Below are 18,563 nucleotides of genomic sequence, written 5' to 3' on the forward strand. Positions count from 1 at the left end.
GCCGTGACACGGCATCAGTTTCGATATCGATCAATTTTCAGTTTTATTCAAAGTCCGTTGGTTTTCACTTCTGACATGATCACTTGTGGGCATTGCCCGACGTTGCAAGCGAGTTTCAATATGAGTTCTGCCACTGCTCATTCGCTGGATGAGGTTTCGACAAGCCGTATTCCCGGTCGGTTTGCTGCGCTGACACCAGAGCATGGTGGGTATTCCGATGAGGAATTCACCTATCAGCCCGTCCCTGTTTCGGTTTCGATTGCTGCGGGATTGGTGATTCTGGGGCTGTCGGCTTTTCTCAATGAATGGCTGCTGGTGCTGCCGATTCTGGGAATGATCATTGCAGCTTTGGCGATTCGTAAAATCCGGCTATCCGCAGGTGCTTATACTGGGGGAAAAGCGGCTCGGGCCATTTTTTACACCGCGGGGGTGATTATCATCTCAGCGGGTTCGATGCATGGATACGCCTATCTCACTGAAGTTCCTGAAGGCTATCAACGCGTCAGTTTTGCGTCGGATATCAGTCGTCATGGAATGAAAACGGTGGAAGGCAAAATCGAGTTACCAGCTCAGGTTCAGGAACTTCAGGGGAAGCCGATCTTTGTGAAGGGATATATGTATCCCACCAAGCAGATGACAGGAATCACGTCATTTCTGCTCTGTAAAGACAGTGGCGACTGCTGTTTCGGTGGCCAGCCCAAGCCGACAGATATGATTCTGGTCACATTGCCCAAAGGTGAGGGAGTCAACTTTTCGGCAGGCTTAAAAGCCGTGGCAGGGACTTTCACACTGGCGAATGGAGCCGAAGCCGATGGTCAATCGCCGGTTTATCAGTTGAATGCCGAACGTTTTTACAGTCCTGCCCGCACAGCATACTAAGGCATAGTCGAAGTATAATACTCGGGGCACTTCTGTTGTTAAGTCCGACAGCGGAGGACGTTGCAGCGGCATCAACCCTAAGACAAAGCCGTGGCACGGCACCAGAGATTCAGAGGGTCTGGAGCTTCAGAGAATGCACCAATTCCCAGACTCGCAAACCAATTGCATGTCGAAGATTCTTTGGTGAAGAGGGTCAATCGTGCTGTTCGGATTCCGGCGAACTCTCTAAGGTGGAGAGACAAAGAATCGCTGGGGAGACTTGTTGCCATGACGTTTTGTTCAAAGTCGCACAGTCCATTGTGTTGCTCAAAAGAGTGTTGCTCGAAAGATCTTGGGGCTGAGCAAATGCCCCCTCGCAGAATTGCTGATAAAAACGCTCCGATGATCCTGTCGTGGAGAGCGTTCTGTCTGGCCGCAACTCTTGGCTTACTCAGCGGTTGTTTTTCATCCGATTATGGTGATTACAAAACGTACGGTGAGAGCGAGACGGCTCCGACAGCTCCTGCGGCTGCTCCTCTGACGCCCACTGAAACCGATATCGCCTCGAATCAGGCGGCGTTGAACTCGCCTGAACTTCCCGCAGATCTCACGGGAGCGTCGTCAGTTCAGACAAAAGAGGCAGCCTCCAGTCAGGCATCTGGTGGCGGGGCAACAGGTGGCCAGACCACTGTTGAGAGTCCCCAGGGTTCACAATCTCGTGCAGACATGGCGGCATCCCGTTCAGAAAACGGGACGGTAAGCAGCGAACGTCCCGTCGTTTCAGAGGGTACAGCGATGCCCTCTCCCGTCCGCCCGGAAACCAAAGCCAGCAGCCTTCGCAGTGATCTTGTGACTGCTGTCCCGGGAGATGTTCCCGGCCAAGTGGTTGACTCTGCGATGGGGAAAATTGATCAACAGGGAGGCGCTACAACGGGCGAAACCACCAGCGCGATCGCTCCAGAGAATGCCAGCGAACCTGCTAAAGTGATGTTACGAGAGACAAAACTGCTGATTCCCAAAAAGCAGTTTTCTGTCGAAGGGAAAGAGCAGGCATTGCGAGTGTCGTATGATGACCTTGATCTGCTCAAAGTTTTGAACATGGAACCCGTCACCGATCAGTGTGTGGAGTTGATGCCCGACTGGCTCAAACAACTCAACGGTCAGAAAGTTCGCATTCGCGGTTTTATGTATCCCACGTTTGAAGCCACCGGCATCACGGAGTTTGTGCTCGCCCGTGATAATCAGATCTGTTGTTTTGGCCGTAATCCCAAGGTTTATGACCTGATCGGGATTAAAATGGCTGCTGGAAAAACAACTCACTATATCCCCAATCGTCCGTTTGATGTGACGGGGACATTTGTTATCGAAAAGGCTTCAGCTGAGGGCGAAATCTTCGGCCTTTACTGGATCCGTGACGCGGTGATTTCTGACCGTTAAGCGTGCATCGTTTCCATCGATAAATTTTGTGATTTTGGCCCGAATTATCCCGCCAGTGCAGAGCCAACATGCCGACAACTTTCCCCCCTCACCGCACCGCTTCAACAGCACACAAACTCTCGTTAAAAACACGTCTCTATTCGGGATTTTGCCTGCTCAGCGTGGCGCTCTCCTTTGTGATGCCTTTTGCGATGGCTTGTCCATTCTGCTCCGCTCCCAGCAGGACGTTGTCTGAACAGGTGACAGATGCTTCGGCCTTGCTGGAAGTCCACTGGGAATCAGCGAAGGATGCCCAGGGAACAGATGTCGGCTCGACAACTTACCGAATCCAGAAAGTCATTAAGCAGGACAAAGAACAGTTTTCGGCCAATGATCTGATCACATTGCCTCGCTATCGCCCCGGCAATAAAACGGAATTGTATCTGCTGTTCGGAAATCCCGCGGGGAATGATCTGGACTGGCAACCTCCTGTGGCAGCAAGCCGCTCGTTGATTGATTATTTGCAGAACGCTCCGAAGCCGGATCGTCCTTCCGGTGAGCGGTTGCCTTATTTCATGAACTATCTCGAGAGCTCCGAGACGCCTGTCTCTGACGACGCTTATTCAGAGTTTGCCAACGCCCCTTATGATCAGATCACGCCTTTGGCTTCTGTCATGCCTCGTGAAAAACTGCGAAAGTGGCTGGTTGATCCCAAAGTTTCCGCAAGTCGGCTTGGGCTTTACGGCCTCATGCTCGGGTTGTCAGGGAACGATGATGACCGGGCTTTGATGGAGCAGAAAATCACCGAAGCCAACACGGATTTTCGTCTGGGAATTGACGGTGTCATGGGAGGTTATTTACTGCTGGCGAAAGAACAGGGACTGGACGTTCTGGAAAAGCAGAAACTCGCCGATCTCAACGCCCCTTTCAGCGAAACTTACGCCGCGATGCAGGCACTTCGCTTCATGTGGCAATATGGAAATGGCGTTATTCCCCAGCAACGGCTTCGTAAATCGATGGAGATTCTGCTGGATCGCCCTGAATTGGCGGATCTTGTGATTGCAGATCTTGCCCGCTGGAAGGATTGGGAGATTGTCCCGCTGCTGGCGAAGAAATTTGACGATCCCGATTTTGGCATTCCGTCGATCAAACGGGCCATTGTCCGCTTCATGATCTACTGTGCTAAAGATGCTCAGGAATTGAAGTCAAAGCCGGCTGCGGAAACAGGACTCACTTCTGAAGAACTGGCCGTGGTGCAGGAGCGCGGCCAGCAAGCGGAAGCATGGCTCAAGCAGGTGGAGTCAACCGACCCCAACCTGCTGCGTGACGCCAAGCGATTCCTGCTGGTTAAATAATGAAACGACTATTGCATTGCCAAAGCTTAAAAGTAGGGTTCAACAGGTTGTTAAGTCCGACAACGAAGGACGTTGCGGCGACGTCAACCCTAAGACAAAGCCGTGACACGGCACCAGCTCGTTAATTGAGCAGGTATTTCTGGATCATCGGTAAATACTCTTCCAGGCCAGCGACCTGAAGCGCAGGGACTTTGGCGGCTTCGTCGCAACGTCGGAGGAGAATGGCATCTTCAAAGTGCGGATGATTCTTGAATTCCGCAGCCTCTTCGGCATTCATGGGGCCTCCCTGGATGGCCAGACTTTGAACCGATGGTGCACTTAATTGCTCAAAGTAGCCCGGTTCGGCAAACGCCAGATACCGCTTGGCCTGCACATGCAGACAGGCAGGTTGTGTGACAGACGGTGTGAACCGTGATGACATCCATTGAAATGCAACCATCTCATGGAGGTCGTCGACCCCGTGATCAGGGGCATCTTCCGGAAGATCATGCATCAGATGCCCGACGTCATGGAGCAAAGCGGCCACAACGACATGCTCTGGCGATTTTAACTCTTTCGCAAAATGAGCGGCCTGGAGCGCGTGTTCCTGCTGAGTGACCGCTTCTTTCCCATAGTTGGATCCCCCACGGACGGCAAAGAGGTTAATCAATTCCTGAACAACCTGGGGGGAATCGCTGTGGGCTAACTCAGGCATCTTGGCCATATCGCTGAATCCTGTGAGGAAGAAAAAGGCTGGGGTGGGGGGACAATCAATGACTGACGACTCTCATTTCAGAATGATTCTATCGTGGGAAGATATTTTTCAATCGGAGAATCGGCAACGTGTACAAACCATCGGGCAGCGGCCGGGGAGCGAAACGAATCTGCATCCACTGATGTGTAATAACTCCTCCTTGTTGACCGGCACAGACCGCCGTATACTGCGCGCTCGCAATGGACTTCCCTCCAGTCGAGGCAACTCTTGGTAGAGCAGCCCGGCAGAGGAGTACTTCAATTGAGGAGTGTGCTTGTGGCCCCGGTGAAGGTTGGCATTAACGGTTTTGGACGTATTGGCCGCGTGGCGTTTCGCGCAATGGCAGCTCGCCCGGAAGAGTTCGAGATTGTCGCCATCAACGATCTGGGCAAGCCTGAGTCGCTCGCCATGCTGTTGAAATACGACAGCGTTCACGGTCGTTTCCCTGGAACAGTTGAAGTTGATGGCGATTCAATCGTCGTCAACGGCAAGAAGGTCAAGGTTGTCGCTGAGCGCGATCCCCGCCAGCTTCCCTGGAAGGCCATGGGCGTGGAAATCGCTCTCGAATCGACCGGTTTCTTTACCGCTCGTGCGAAAGATGGAAAGCCTGGTTACGACAGCCATCTGGAAGCCGGCGCCCGCAAGGTCATTCTTTCGGCTCCTGCCAAGGATACGCCTGACCTGACCGTTGTGGTGGGTGTCAACGATGATCAGCTGACTGCAGAACACAAGTGCATCTCGAACGCGAGCTGCACCACGAACTGCCTGGCTCCAGTGGCCAAGGTTCTGCATGAAAGCTTCGGGATTGTGAAAGGTCTGATGACGACCTGTCACGCTTACACCAACGATCAGCGCCTGGCTGATCAGCTGCACGACAACCTCCATCGTTCACGTGCTGCGGCTGTCAACATCATCCCCACTTCGACAGGTGCTGCGAAGGCCGTGGGCGAAGTGTTGCCAGAACTCAATGGCAAACTGACAGGCATTTCTCTCCGCGTTCCCGTTCCTTGCGGCAGCATCACCGACCTTGTCGTTGAACTGAGCAAGGACGTGACCGTTGATGAAGTCAACGCTGCCATCAAGGCGGCTGCTGACGGCCCGCTCAAGGGGATCCTGCAGTACAACACTGACCCCATCGTTTCCAGCGATGTGATCGGTAATGCTCACAGCTCGATTTTCGACGCCCCCTGGACAATGGTTCTCCAGAAGCGGATGATCAAGATTCTGAGCTGGTACGATAACGAGTACGGTTATTCCAACCGAACTGCTGACCTGATTGCCAAGGTTGCCAAGCTCTAAGAACTGGTTTCACTGGATGAATCAGGCAACATGAATTGTGATGTTGCCTGACGACTGAAGACGCACCGTCTGACAATCAATATTGTCGACTGTCAGACGGTGTTTTGCTATCTCTTCCCTGTTTCTGGCACGATATGCGTCCGAATCCCTGGCGTCTTGACAACAGCTTTGGCAGTCAGATATCGACGATGGCACCGTCGATACTAAAAGTCGATTTTGCGGATCTCAGCGAAGAGATTCGACGTCTTGAAGCTGCTAAGGCCAAAGTGCTGCACTGGGATGTCATGGATGGGAATTTTGTTCCCAACCTGTCTTATGGCGCGATGGTGATTGCCAGTGCGAGAAAACGAACGGAGCTGTTTTTCGACGCACATCTGATGATTGCCAATCCTGCCAAGTATGTTGACGAATACATCTCGGCTGGTTGCGATTCCGTTACAGTGCATATTGAGGCTGTTCCCGAACCGGCAGAACTGCTGAAGAAGATCCGCTCTCTCGGGGCGCATGCGGGCCTGGCCATTAATCCGCACACTCCCGTGTCAGAGATTGAACCCTGGCTCGATTTATGTGATCTTGTCCTTGTGATGAGCGTACAACCCGGCTTCGGTGGGCAGAAATTTATGCCCGAGGTGCTGGACAAAGTGCGTAGAATTCGTGAACTCATTGCTCCTTCGGTGAGACTTTCCATCGATGGAGGAATCGGCACCACGACCATTGCTGCGGCGGCGGCCGCAGGAGCACGCCTGTTTGTTGCAGGAAGTGCGATTTTTGATGCCAGCGATTACGCCGTTGCCATGAGGCAACTGGAACAGCTGGCGTCTACCCCATTGGAGTCTTGAGGCATATGTCTCGCTGCACACACGTTGTTCTGGTTCAACCAGGAGCAACGGAGTTATGTTCAAATTCTCGCGTTCTCGGGGGCCTGGATGTCCCTTTGTCGCCAGCGGGAATTGAACAGGTTCGTCGAACGGTTCCCCTCCTGAGTCACCTTGCTCTCCGGGAATTGGGTGTTGGTGCGATTTACGCGGCAGATTCTGGGCCAGCCCGGGAAACCGCCGAGCTATTGGCCGAAGCTCTCGGACTGCCGCTGATCACTTCCACCCAGCTTGCCAATCAATCGCTGGGGCTGTGGGAAGGACTTCAGAAGTCAGAAATCGAGAGGAAATATGGCCGCCGTTTCTGTTCACGAGCCACCATTCTTGATGTCGATTCTCCCCCTGAAGGCGAAGAGGCCGAGGATGTTCGCGAACGGGTGGCTGCGGTGCTTCGCAAGCCCCTGCGTCGTTACATGGGTCTGATTGTGGTGGCCGGTGATCCGCTGGTACGGTACCTCCGCGAAGTTCTTCATCCTGTCGGTAGCATGGTTCTGGAATCGCGGCCTCTTGATGAGCCTGTGGTGACACGATCAACAGCCACGGAATCACCGATGGGGGCCGCCTCGTCGCCAGCACAGGCGCAGGCCGACATGAACAGTGCTCCCCCACCAACTGAGAAAAGCAATTCCATGGCGAATCATTGCCATTGTGAATTATTAAGCCTTCCGGCTTCCATGCCAACTCCTAAATCGGGGCGTGGCTGGTCGATGTTTGGAAGCTGGTCAGGAAACGGAATTTCCTCACACAAGTCGTTAACAACATCCGGTCTGGATTCACATCACTCCTGAGCTTCTCCAGAAGATCAACAGCCAATAAACTCCGGCTACAGCAGAAAAGCCGGGATTTAGAAAAGCCAGGGGCCGGTCATTTGACACAACATTGACTGAATTGTTTTCCTTAGAGGGCGTTCGCGTTACTCTCGGAAAAATCATTGAAACAGGGTAGCATTGACGAACAGGCGGTCTGCCCAATTCGTTGAAATTCGCGATCGTTGAACATCGGATAACATCTTTCCACGACTGACTTTCAGGTTTGCAGGAACATCAAATGAGCACTGGGGCACCTTTGGATGCAATTTCTTCCAATGGCCAAATGCGTCCAAAACGCGGTGTTCCTGATGGCCTATGGATCCAGTGCGAGTCCTGTAAAGCCACGGTTTTCCGCAAGCAGGTGGAGAAGAATTTTTATCTCTGCCCGGAATGCGACCATCATTTCTATGTTCCGACGGCGGAACGCATCAATCAGTTGCTTGATGAAGACAGCTTTGAGGAATGGTACGCCGAACTGGCTCCCAAGGATGTGTTGGGGTTCGTGGATTCCAAACCTTATCATGAACGTCTGAAGTCCGAGCAGAAGAAGACCGGCATGCGCGACGCCTGCACGGCTGGTCGTGGCTACATGCGTGGTCGACCACTGGTGTTTGCGACGACGGACTCGGCCTTTATCATGGGATCAATGGGTTCAGTCGTTGGCGAAAAGCTGACCAGAGCTGTTGAACAGGCGACAGCCTTGAGCCTGCCTCTGGTGATTGTCAGTGGTTCCGGCGGTGGTGCCCGAATGCACGAGGGGATTGTATCCCTGATGCAGATGGGCAAAGTCTCAGCCGCTCTGGCCCGTTATCATGAAGCAGGTGGGCTTTTCATTTCGGTGCTGACGAATCCCACAATGGGTGGTGTAGCCGCCAGTTTCGCATCGCTGGGCGACATCACGATTGCCGAGCCAAATGCACTGGTCGGTTTTGCTGGCCCGCGCGTGGTGAAAAATACCGTGAATATTGAACTCCCTGAGGGTTTCCAGACCAGTGAGTTCCTCAAGAAGCATGGTTTCGTGGATCGCATCGTCTCGCGTCCGAATCTCAAGCAAGAGCTGGTTCGGATTATTGACTACTGCACCAAGTAGTGTCGCGACGACTCTCTCCTGACAGGCTTTCCTAAAAGACTCTCCTGACAGGCATAGAACTCTCACGCAGGCTCTTTGGCGTGCTTGCCTCAAAGCCGCCGCAAGCATCGCACAAATGCCGCAAGCATGGCACACAACGCGATATTCCAGAGGGGAATGCGTCTGACTGACAAGCGGCGTACCTTGCATCCCTCTCGTTGCATCGGCATCATCTGATGTGATGGCGAGTACCACAGACATCGCCCGTGTTTTATCGAGAGCCGTTTTCACGAGCTTTTCCGACAGGTGAAGAGGAGAGGCGATGCTTCGTCACGCTGGAATCTGCGGGTGGCCATGTCCTTTCATGACGGCATGCTTCACTCTGGTGGGGCTGGTCTCGTTCCTGTCCCCTCTTCCCTCAGCTTGCGCTGCTCCTGACTTCTCAACGGAGATTGCACCGCTCCTGCGTAAGTATTGCAATGCCTGCCACGGAGCGGACGATGTTGTCGAAAATGGTCTCGTCCTGACCGACTACCAGAGCCTGATGAAAGGTGGTAAGTCGGGCCTGGCTGTCGTACCGGGGCATTCCAATAAAAGCCTGCTCTACACGATGTCGGCTGGAATTGCGGCTCCCAAAATGCCCCCCGATGATGCGCCGGGTTTAAGTCCACAAGAATTGAAACTGCTGGAAAGCTGGATTGCCGCTGGCGCGGTTGCTTCGTCCCAAAAGCCTGTCAGCCTTGTTCCTCAAACGCCCAAAATTGCGGTTCAGGGGAAAATTCGCCAACCGGTTGTCGCTCTCTCCCTGCACCCTGACGGCCAGCATCTGGCGGTGGCGACCCCGAGTCAGGTCGACATTCGCGAGGTGGCGACCAACCGGATTCTTCGCTCACTCCCTGTTGGCGGTGGTGTCATTGCTGATGCCGGCTTTAATGCCCGCGGAAATCGTTTCGCGATAGCCTCAGGAGAAACAGGACTTTCCGGGCAAGTCACGATCTATGACACAACGACCTGGGCAGTGGTTGCGACGCTCGATGGACACAAGGATGTGATCTATAGCTGCCAGCTGAATGCCGAAGGAACCTTCGCCCTGACCGGTAGCTACGATCGCGACTTAAGGTACTGGGATCTTTCCAATCAGTCATCAAAATCACTGGCTGGCCACAATGACGCGGTCTTCAGTGTGGCGATCCATCCGACGCGCCCGCTGGGATTGAGCGCCAGTGGTGACCGAACGATCAAGCTATGGGATCTGGAGCGAGGACAGCGACTGGATACTTTCGCTCAACCCGCGAAAGAGCAATTCACCGTCGCGATTCACCCCGCCGGGCGGCACATCGCCGCTGCTGGCGGTGATCTGCGACTGCGCGTGTGGGAACTGAGTGACACCGCTCAGGAAGGAACCAACCCCTTGCTGTATGCGAGGTTTGCTCATCAGGGGCCGATTCTCAAGCTGGCCTATTCGCCATCAGGGCGATTACTGGTGACGTCGTCTGAAGATCGTCGCCTGAAAGTTTGGGAGACTGAGAGCTATTCACAGGTTGCAGTGTTTGACCATCAGCCTGACTGGGTGCCGGCCATTGCGATCTCGGCCGATGATTCCCGGTTATTTGTGGGACGAATGGATGGCTCGTTAGAGACGATCCCTTTGAAGGCAGAGCTTATTCAGCCAACGCGACAACATCCCCAGATGGCTGAAATTCCGCCTGACACGAAAACGATCCCTCTCCAAGTGCTCGAAGCGACGCCAATTGCAGAAACAGAACCCAATCATCTGCCGGCCATGGCTCAGAAAATTCTCTCGGGACAAGTCATCAAAGGGAGCCTGAGTCTCGCCAATGACATGGATCTGTATGCCATCGATCTCGAAAAGGGGACGGCGATCGTTCTGGAAACGAAAGCCGCAAGATTGAACTCGAAGGCAGACACAAAAATTGAGGTGTTAAGCCACGAAGGAGTTCCCGTTCAAAGGGGTTGGCTGCAAGCGGTGCGTGACTCCTGGATCAACTTTCGCCCGATTGATTCTTCTTCGCCAGACGTGCGTGTCGAATTCTGGGAAGAGATGGATCTTGGCCAGTATTTATATATGAACGGAGAGATAACGAAAATTGTGCGAATGCCACGTGGGCCAGATTCCGGCCTGCTGCTGGCAACCTCAATGGGCAAGCGGCAAACGTTATTCGACACAACGGCAGTGGCCCATCAAAAGGATGATCCGGTTTACATCGTTGAAGCCTGGCCATTGGATGCTCAGGTTGCAGATAATGGCCTCCCCACTTTTCCACTGTATTTCTCAAATGATGATGACGCCGAACGGGAGCTGGGAACGGACAGTCGTTTGACATTCATTGCACCGGAAACAGGAACCTACCTGGTGCGAGTGGCCGACACGCGTGGCTTTGGTGGAGAAGGATATGATTACGAACTGTTATCGCGTCCCTGGAAACCTGATTTTCGGGTGAAACTCGGCACTCCCGAAAGAACAGTCCCGTTGAACAGCGGGCAGAAAGTGACATTCACAGTTGATCGGATCGATCAATTTTCCGGCCCCGTGGAAGTCACGGTGAGTGGCTTGCCGGCAGGTTGGCATGTCACCTCCCCGATTGTCATTGATGAGTCGTCACTTGATGGCACGGGATCGATCTGGACAACCAGTGAAGCCACCGCGATCACATCAGAGCAACTCCAGGCGATTCACATTCAAGCGCTTGCGAAGGGCGAAGTGAGAGTTGTCGAAGGGTTCAAAAAGCTCAACCTGGGAGCACCTGCGAAATATACGGTCAAACTTCTGCCGGATGACGCCAACTCGAAGGCAGAAAAAGCAACAGCCGGGAGGGGAATTGATTTGATCGCAGGCACCACCTGTACGGCCAGAATTGTTGTTGACCGGCAAGATTTTCATGAAGATATCAAGTTCGATCTTGAGGGACTTCCTTTTGGAGTCATTGTTGACAACATTGGTTTATCTGGAGTTTTGATCCGCAAAGGAGAGACCGAACGGCAGATTTTTTTGACAGCCAGGCCATGGGTGGTTCCTAACCAGCGACAAGTGACGGCTGTCTCGTTGAATGCCGGCTTTCAGGTCTCTCCTGCTGTCACATTGAATCTCCTGCCATCGGCATCGGCTCCACCCAACGATCCTTTCGAGCAGGCTCCGGCCCCATCGAAATGAATCAGCTTCAGACAACGCCCCGATCATCGGGGTGACTTATTTCTTACGAGAGGTTTGTGTGAATTCGACCCCTGCTATTCCTCACACAAATGCGACAGGTGGTTCCTCAGTTGGTTCCACAACAGCAGGTCGTCCCCATGACCTGTTGACGCTGGCGGTTGATATCGGAGGTTCCCATATCAAAGCTCTGGTTTTGGGGCTGACCGGAGAAATCGTCCGCCCGCGTGAATCGCTACCGACTCCATCGCCAGCAGTCCCTGAAGCCGTGCTGAACGTGATCAGTCAACTGGCAGGCCGGTTGGGGCACTTTGATCGTGTGGCGGTGGGATTTCCCGGGGTGGTTCAAAAAGGGGTCACTCAGACTGCCCCCAATCTTTCCCCAAAATGGAAAGGGTTCTTTCTTGAAGGGGAACTGGAAAAGCAGCTTCGGGTTCCGGTTCGTGTCGCCAACGATGCCGACGTTCAGGGATTTGGTGCCATTCACGGACAAGGGGTTGAGTTGGTACTGACGCTGGGAACGGGAATGGGTTCTGCACTGTTTATTGATGGCATTCTTGTTCCGAATCTGGAGTTGCCGCACCATCCTTTCAAAGAGAACGCGACTTACGAACAACGACTCGGTCAGGTGGCGCTCGATCAGAATGGCCTTGATGTCTGGCGGGCGGATCTCAGTGAGGCGATTGATTTGCTGCGTGCCACATTCAATTTCAACCGGCTCTATCTGGGGGGAGGAAACGCCCGGATTCTTGATCCGTCACAACTACCAGCGGATGTTGTGATTGTGCAGAACATTTTAGGTTTGCTGGGCGGACTGGCCCTTTGGACGAGTGTCCGCGGTACTTCATTGGTACGTGCTCCCCAGGCCGAAGGAGCACATTGCGTGATTGGTGATTCGCTGTTTGAAGCCAATCCGGGCGTGACACCCTCATAGCCTGGCGGTGCTTGCGAGGGGTTCAAAGGGTCACAACGACTTCAGAGGAGGTGGATAGGGATTAAGGCGAGAATGCTTAAATTTGAGTTTTGTGAATTCTTTCCCCTTGAGGGAGGCTCCTCTTAACACAAAAATCAATTTTCGGCACACTGGCGGTCGTTGAGATTGTTCGTTCAATAACACCCCATCGCGTCGAGAGGCGAGCAGAGATCAGGCTCATTCGACGGGCGATGAATGGCGTGTGGAGAGACGGTCGTGAGTTGGAATCCATCAAATTGCCATGATTTTCTGAGCTTGGCCGGGTTGGGGTTATTTGCTGGTAGCCTGTTTTCCGGATGCGGGATCGCGATTGGCGACAACACGGAAACTCCGCCCCATCAACAGGTTGCTGAGATCGTGTCAACCGGTACTTCTGACACTCAAGAGGCCGAATCTTCCTCACCGGAGCCTGCCCCTGAACCCGCCTCTGATTCTCACATCGAATTAGTGGCAGCTTCTCGACCAACCCCGCTCCCGACTGCGGAGGAACCGCCCGTGATCGATTATTCCCAACGGGTTCTGGGATCGTGGAACGATCATTTTCATGGAAAACGCACCATGACATTCCGTGACGATTTCACGGGAGTGATGATTCTCGAACTCGACACCGTAGGAGCACTTCTTTACGGCCCCAAGCTGGAATTCGACTTCACCTGGACAATGCTTGAGAATCGTCTGGAAATGAAAATGGCGGGTGGCCGCCCGCTTGCGACGACAAAGACGCTCAGCAAGTCATGGGGAGCACAACATCTTTATGATGTGCTTGAATCCACCGACGAACTGCTGGTGATTCGATCCCGAAGCGGCAAAACCACATTTCGTCTTGCGGCTGCTCCCACCAATAGCGCCACAACCGCTGTCACGACACAGTGATAGAGAGACCTTAACACCTTGTGATGGAAAGTGCTTCGTGCCATGCTCACGGCTCTGAGTGAGTATGCCGGATGTTCATTTGACGCCGCTCTTCGCTCGTTTCACAGGGCATGCTTGCTCTCAAAGCCGCAAGCATAGCACACAGAGCGCTGTTTCAAGTGGCAGTGCTTATGAACCCCACCGAACATGATTTAACGAACAGGCCCGGTACAAGAATCCTGTACCGGGCTTGTTGATGACATTTGGAACGCCGTTTTTACGTGGGTGGCCCAGGTTGCTTTGCAACCTGGGCGGCAGAGCCGTAGGAGGTTGTCTCCAGAAGGCGTTAATGAAACGAAGGGGTTCTGCCTGGCTCGCGAAGCATGATCGATAACCAGTTCTGTTGCCATTTCGTGACACTTTCCTGTCTCGGAAAGAAATGATTCATTTCACCACTTCTGTCTTCCTCGAGGCAGAACGTCCCTTCTTTGACGGGTACGGTATCGCTGGGTTAACTCAAACTGCGACCTCTCACCGGCTTCGCCGGCCCCGGTTGCAAAGCAACCTGGGCTACCCACCGAACATGATTTAACGAACAGGCCCGGTACAAGAATCCTGTACCGGGCCTGTTGATCATATGGCGAACACCGTTTTTACGAACGCTGTTTTACGAACGCTGTGAGTTAGGCTTCAGTGTTCGCTTGGAATCCTGGCGGGTTTTTCCCTTGCGGCCCGCATCATCACTAAAGGGATGATCGGAAGCACGAGAGATGTTCAACTGTTGGCCCAGGACTTCCACCGCTTTGAGGGAGTGGAAGACATCTTCTGGCATCCCGGCCAGAAGATCCACGGTGCTGTAGTTGTCGTAAATTTCGATCTTGCCGATGCACGAACTATCGAGGCCCGTCTCATTAGCAATGGCACCAACGATGTTAGCAGGCTTGACCTGATGAACCTGGCCTACCTGAATCCGGAAGGTTTCCATGGGTCGGAAAGGACGTCCTTCCGACCGGGGGCCACGTTCTTCACGGCCCATTTCTCGACCCATTTCACGACCACGGGGCCGCATGTTTCGCTCAACATCCTGCCCACGAGCCATTCGGGGATTGCCTCTTGCGGGGCCGTTATCCCGGCTTCGGCTGTCGCCGGTGTTGAAATCGCGAATGTCATCTTTTTCCAGCAATGGGGCATCGCCTACCGCCAGAACTGCAAGAGCCGCAGCGATCTGTTCAACCGGTGTTTCCGTTTCTTTACGCAGTTCTTCAAGAATTGCGGAATAGACTTCAATATCGCGATGATCAAGGGCATTCTTGATCCGGGATTTAAAGCGTTCAATTCGCTTTTCATTGACCTGAGCAGCTGGTGGAACCTGCATGGCTTCAATTGGCTGGCGAGTCACCTGCTCAATACGGCGAAGTTGGAATCGCTCGCGAGGATGCAGGAAGAGGATCGTGTCCCCTTGCCGGCCCGCACGGCCCGTGCGGCCAATTCGGTGAACATAGCTTTCGCTGTCTGAAGGGAGATCGAAGTTGATCACGTGAGTGATGCGCTGCACATCCAGACCACGAGCCGCCACGTCAGTCGCAATGACCACGTCCAGTTTGCCAGCCTTCAGGTGTTCGACAATTCTTTCACGCTGAGCCTGTGCCACGTCGCTCGAGAGAGCAGCCGTACGGTAGCCCTTGGTGGCGAGATACTCAGCCAGCGGAACCGTTGTGCTTTTGGTTTTGACAAAAATGATGACGGCATCGATGGGTTCTGTTTCCAGAATCCGAGCCAGCACCGATTCCTTCTGATAAGGAGGGACAACGACAAATCGCTGACGAATTGTTTCGGCGGTTGCCGTACGCTGCTTAATGGTGATTTCGGCGGGGTTCTTCAAATGCTTTTGAGCGATCCGACGAATCGAATCGGGCATGGTCGCACTGAAGAGAGCAATCTGCCGGGTTGTGGGAGTCTGCTCAAGAATCCATTCCACGTCTTCAGCGAAGCCCATCCGAAGCATTTCGTCGGCTTCGTCCAGCACAAGTCCCTTAAGACCATCAAGCTTCAGCGAGCCACGGCGAATGTGATCCATAACGCGGCCGGGAGTCCCGACCACCACATGGGCACCACGATTCAGTTGGCGGAATTGAAGTTGATAATCCTGGCCACCATAAATGGCAGCCACCCGCAGACCACGGAGGTTGGCCGCATACTTTTCAAACGCTTCGGCCACTTGCATGGCCAACTCACGTGTGGGTGCCAGAATCAAAACCTGAGTCGACGAGAGACTCAAGTCGATCGACTGGAGCATCGGAATCGCAAAAGCGGCCGTTTTGCCTGTCCCGGTCTGTGCCATCCCTAGGACATCGCGTCCCTCAATGAGAAGGGGAATCGTCCGGGCCTGAATGGGCGTGGGATTGACATAGCCTGAGGCTGTGACCGCAGCGAGGATGTGCTCGCTGATGTTCAGATCGGCAAAGGTCGTGGTGGTTTCAACTTCGGCGGGCAACTGAGTCATTATTCTCGATTTTCAGTGGAAAAAGCGGGCAAGAAACGGGTGCGGTAACTCCTGGCAGTGATCGCCTGGCCGGCAAACCCGACGAACCACTTCAAAAGTGAGACTCGTTTGGCTCTCCGCTTCAGCGATTTCCGTGCGCCGAAACACGGCACATTCCGAAAGCAAAGCAACCCAGTCGAGGTGATGAAAAGGCACTCCGAGACATCGACACGAGCCGGAGATCCGGTTCTCGCACAACGTGATCAAGCACCGCCATCACCTTGAAGAAGTCTCTTCACAGGCAGACACGGAACGATCGAACGCGGCGGGTACTGCTCAGGGCCACACATCGCCACAGCAAACATCAGGTTCTCTAAAAGAAACCCGACAAATATCCGCTGCGTGCGAATCTGGCTGCTGCCCCGGAATCTTTATCTCCCACATTTGCGGCTTGATAGCTAAGCCATTGGTGGGAAAGACGTTGTGACAGCCAAACCACGAGACACCGTTGTCACAATGGACAACCTACCTCCGAAGAGGTCGTACTGAGACTTGCCCAGCATGCATTCTTTCACGACGGAACATTACCAAGATGGGGTACAAAAGGAAAGGGTCTTGTGATTTATTCTTGAATAGATAAACTTTTGCACCCTAACCAACCCCGGAACCATGGTTCCGGTCAGTGAGAAGATTGAGGGTAGAGGTTCAACGACTGGTTCCATCTTTTGAGAAGGCTACGCCGGTCGTCCGTCTTTTCAGGCAAAGCCAAAGGCCGTCCGCGTCCATCAAACACAATACCGACCGAACCGCCACGGATTTCCCGCTCCAAAGGCTTGCCGGGGCCAGCACCCACATCATATCCCTTGGCAGGAACAAGTCGCACTTTCGCCGTTTCATCAGGCCCCAGTTCCATTCGCTGCATCTCGTGGCCTCGCAGTTCGCCCTGCTGGGTATGACCACCGCGTTCGATGGTATACGACATCAGTACCTTGCCCGGATTTGGCGGCCCCTTGGGGGCAATGCAGGTCGCCAGCATCACCAGGCAATCCCGCTCAAAGACTTCCATGGCGGCTCGCGGATGAATTTCTGCCAGCACTCCCAGATGGGGCATCATGAAAATGCTGTCCTTGGCCAACTCTGTCACACCTTCTGGTTCAAAGGCGTCAATCATCATCATGGTTGTCTGTTCCATGCGCGGGGCATGGGAAAGAACTCCACCCGACCCCACGATCAGATTCAGGGCCATGTTGTCCACGATTGTCCGCTGGCCACCTGACTGCGCAAAAGTGTCGCTGATTGTTCGCTGCTGCTGAACGCCGGCGAGTGTTGTGGCAAATTGTTTGTGCTGGACATAAGCCAGTCGCAACGCTTCTCGCGCGACCGCCTGTTCAAAAATCAGCGCTTCCATTGTCTGTGGAATCGTTGTGGGGCGGATCATTTTGTTTTTGACCCTGTTCCTCAGTTCTTTTTCACTTTCCGGATAGGGCACCCAGCGGAGAATGGCGTCGAAACCCGCTTCGGCACAGACGTTCGAGATCGAGTAGCTCATCCCCAGATTGGCGCTGACTGTCCGGTTAAATATCTCACTGAAGACACTGAAAACGTCGGTGGTTGCTCCCCCAATATCGACCCCCAGGGCATTGAGGCCGCGTGTCCTTGCAATCGTCTGGAGGATGTTCCCCACAGCGCCGGGAGTTGGCATGATCGCCGTGTCGGCCCACGCAATCAGGTTGTCGTATCCCGGGGCATGGGCCATGACGTGCTCCAGAAACAGATCGTGGATGGCGTCGCGTGCTCCCGCGAGGGCTTCTCGCTCGAGCACAGGGCGGACGTTCTCGACCATCGACAGTTCAGCGATGCTGCCCAGCACATCTTTGACAGCAGATGCCGCGTGGCGGTTGCCTGCATAAATCACGGGCATTTTATATTGACCACCAAACCGTGGCTGAGGCTTGGCAGGAGCAATCAATTCGGCTTGCGCCACGACATGCCGCACAGTTCCGCCATCGGTTCCGCCCGCTAACAGGATCATGTCCGGTCGCAGATCACGAATGCGCTGGATGCGGTCGTGCGGCTTACGTTTATCGTTAGAAGACATCGTTTCCAGCACGATGGCACCGGCCCCCAGCGCGGCCCGCGTGGCGCTGGCAGCCGACATGGTGGGCACAACACCGCAGACCAGCATCTGCAATCCACCGCCGGCACTCGAGGTTGAAATATAGGCATCGCAGCCGATGTTGCCGCGAGAGGGGCGAATCAGGAAACCGTTTTCGTCCACCAGTTGACGACCTGCCAATTCCCCTACTTCAGTAGCCGCATTGATGACACCGATAGTGACATCGGCGGTTGGTTCTTCGACGGTCGTTGGCGCTTCACCACGAAACGTTTGCCGATAAACGCCGTTGACCTTCTCAATGAGAATAGCTTTGGTCGTCGTGCTGCCACAATCGGTGGCGAGAATGACTTCCAACTCATTGGGGTCAGCGGGAAGTTGCCTGGAACTGGAAGTCGGCTGCGTCATGCCGTTCCTTTGTCGTGATGTGGTTCAGCCGATTGAGCGAAATCGTACTTATTAGGTGATATCAGGCCTTCACTCTAACGCGATTTGACGCCCTGAGCGATGCCCGAATTCCGGATAATGGGCAGAGAAAAGCATCCATCGGGGAGATGTGA

At 53.9% G+C, this 18,563-nt stretch carries 13 protein-coding genes; 10 read left to right on the top strand and 3 right to left on the bottom strand.

The genetic code is table 11. The features are described 5' to 3' along the window. The first annotated feature begins 120 nt into the window (after positions 1 to 120). From SH287x_RS12190 to SH287x_RS12200, 3 genes are all read left to right on the top strand, one after another. Positions 121 to 879, top strand: a complete 759-nt coding sequence (locus SH287x_RS12190) for a DUF3299 domain-containing protein (protein ID WP_479514587.1) — start codon at positions 121 to 123, stop codon at positions 877 to 879. Positions 880 to 1,224: 345 nt separating this feature from the next. After that, positions 1,225 to 2,295, top strand: coding sequence for a hypothetical protein (locus SH287x_RS12195; RefSeq protein WP_479514588.1), 1,071 nt, complete (start codon positions 1,225 to 1,227; stop codon positions 2,293 to 2,295). A 68-nt stretch (positions 2,296 to 2,363) separates the two neighbouring features. Then, positions 2,364 to 3,629 carry a hypothetical protein gene (locus SH287x_RS12200; RefSeq protein WP_479514589.1) on the top strand — a complete coding sequence of 422 codons (1,266 nt, stop codon included), beginning with the start codon at positions 2,364 to 2,366 and terminating at the stop codon, positions 3,627 to 3,629. Positions 3,630 to 3,750: 121 nt separating this feature from the next. Here SH287x_RS12200 and SH287x_RS12205 read toward each other — a convergent pair whose 3' ends face one another. After that, positions 3,751 to 4,332, bottom strand: coding sequence for an HD domain-containing protein (locus SH287x_RS12205; RefSeq protein ID WP_479514590.1), 582 nt, complete (start codon positions 4,330 to 4,332; stop codon positions 3,751 to 3,753). Positions 4,333 to 4,638: 306 nt separating this feature from the next. Here SH287x_RS12205 and gap point away from each other — a divergent pair, with 306 nt between their 5' ends. The 7 genes from gap (at position 4,639) to SH287x_RS12240 (ending at position 13,429) form a co-directional block, all read left to right on the top strand. After that, entirely contained in the window at positions 4,639 to 5,661 is a 1,023-nt protein-coding gene (gene gap, locus SH287x_RS12210; protein ID WP_479514591.1) for a type I glyceraldehyde-3-phosphate dehydrogenase, read from the top strand. A 188-nt stretch (positions 5,662 to 5,849) separates the two neighbouring features. Continuing rightward, complete coding sequence (gene rpe / locus SH287x_RS12215) at positions 5,850 to 6,500, top strand: ribulose-phosphate 3-epimerase (protein WP_479514592.1); 651 nt, start codon at positions 5,850 to 5,852, stop codon at positions 6,498 to 6,500. Positions 6,501 to 6,505: 5 nt separating this feature from the next. After that, entirely contained in the window at positions 6,506 to 7,324 is an 819-nt protein-coding gene (locus SH287x_RS12220; RefSeq protein WP_479514593.1) for a histidine phosphatase family protein, read from the top strand. A 259-nt stretch (positions 7,325 to 7,583) separates the two neighbouring features. Then, positions 7,584 to 8,435 (top strand): acetyl-CoA carboxylase, carboxyltransferase subunit beta, encoded by an 852-nt coding sequence (gene accD / locus SH287x_RS12225; protein WP_479514594.1) that lies wholly within the window; start codon positions 7,584 to 7,586, stop codon positions 8,433 to 8,435. A 301-nt stretch (positions 8,436 to 8,736) separates the two neighbouring features. Next, entirely contained in the window at positions 8,737 to 11,586 is a 2,850-nt protein-coding gene (locus SH287x_RS12230; RefSeq protein ID WP_479514595.1) for a c-type cytochrome domain-containing protein, read from the top strand. Between the two features lie 142 nt (positions 11,587 to 11,728). Then, entirely contained in the window at positions 11,729 to 12,517 is a 789-nt protein-coding gene (locus tag SH287x_RS12235; protein ID WP_479518704.1) for an ROK family protein, read from the top strand. Between the two features lie 255 nt (positions 12,518 to 12,772). Next, a complete protein-coding gene (locus tag SH287x_RS12240) occupies positions 12,773 to 13,429 on the top strand; it encodes a hypothetical protein (RefSeq protein ID WP_479514596.1) in 657 nt (218 codons plus the stop codon). Positions 13,430 to 14,075: 646 nt separating this feature from the next. Here SH287x_RS12240 and SH287x_RS12245 read toward each other — a convergent pair. Both SH287x_RS12245 and SH287x_RS12250 read right to left on the bottom strand, forming a co-directional pair. After that, a complete protein-coding gene (locus tag SH287x_RS12245) occupies positions 14,076 to 15,911 on the bottom strand; it encodes a DEAD/DEAH box helicase (protein ID WP_479514597.1) in 1,836 nt (611 codons plus the stop codon). 658 nt (positions 15,912 to 16,569) lie between these two features. Next, the gene (locus SH287x_RS12250) at positions 16,570 to 18,411 is read right to left on the bottom strand and encodes a glutamate mutase L (protein ID WP_479514598.1); all 1,842 of its coding nucleotides are present in this window, start codon (positions 18,409 to 18,411) and stop codon (positions 16,570 to 16,572) included. Positions 18,412 to 18,563: the final 152 nt, after the last annotated feature.

Source organism: Planctopirus sp. SH287, from assembly GCF_056500625.1.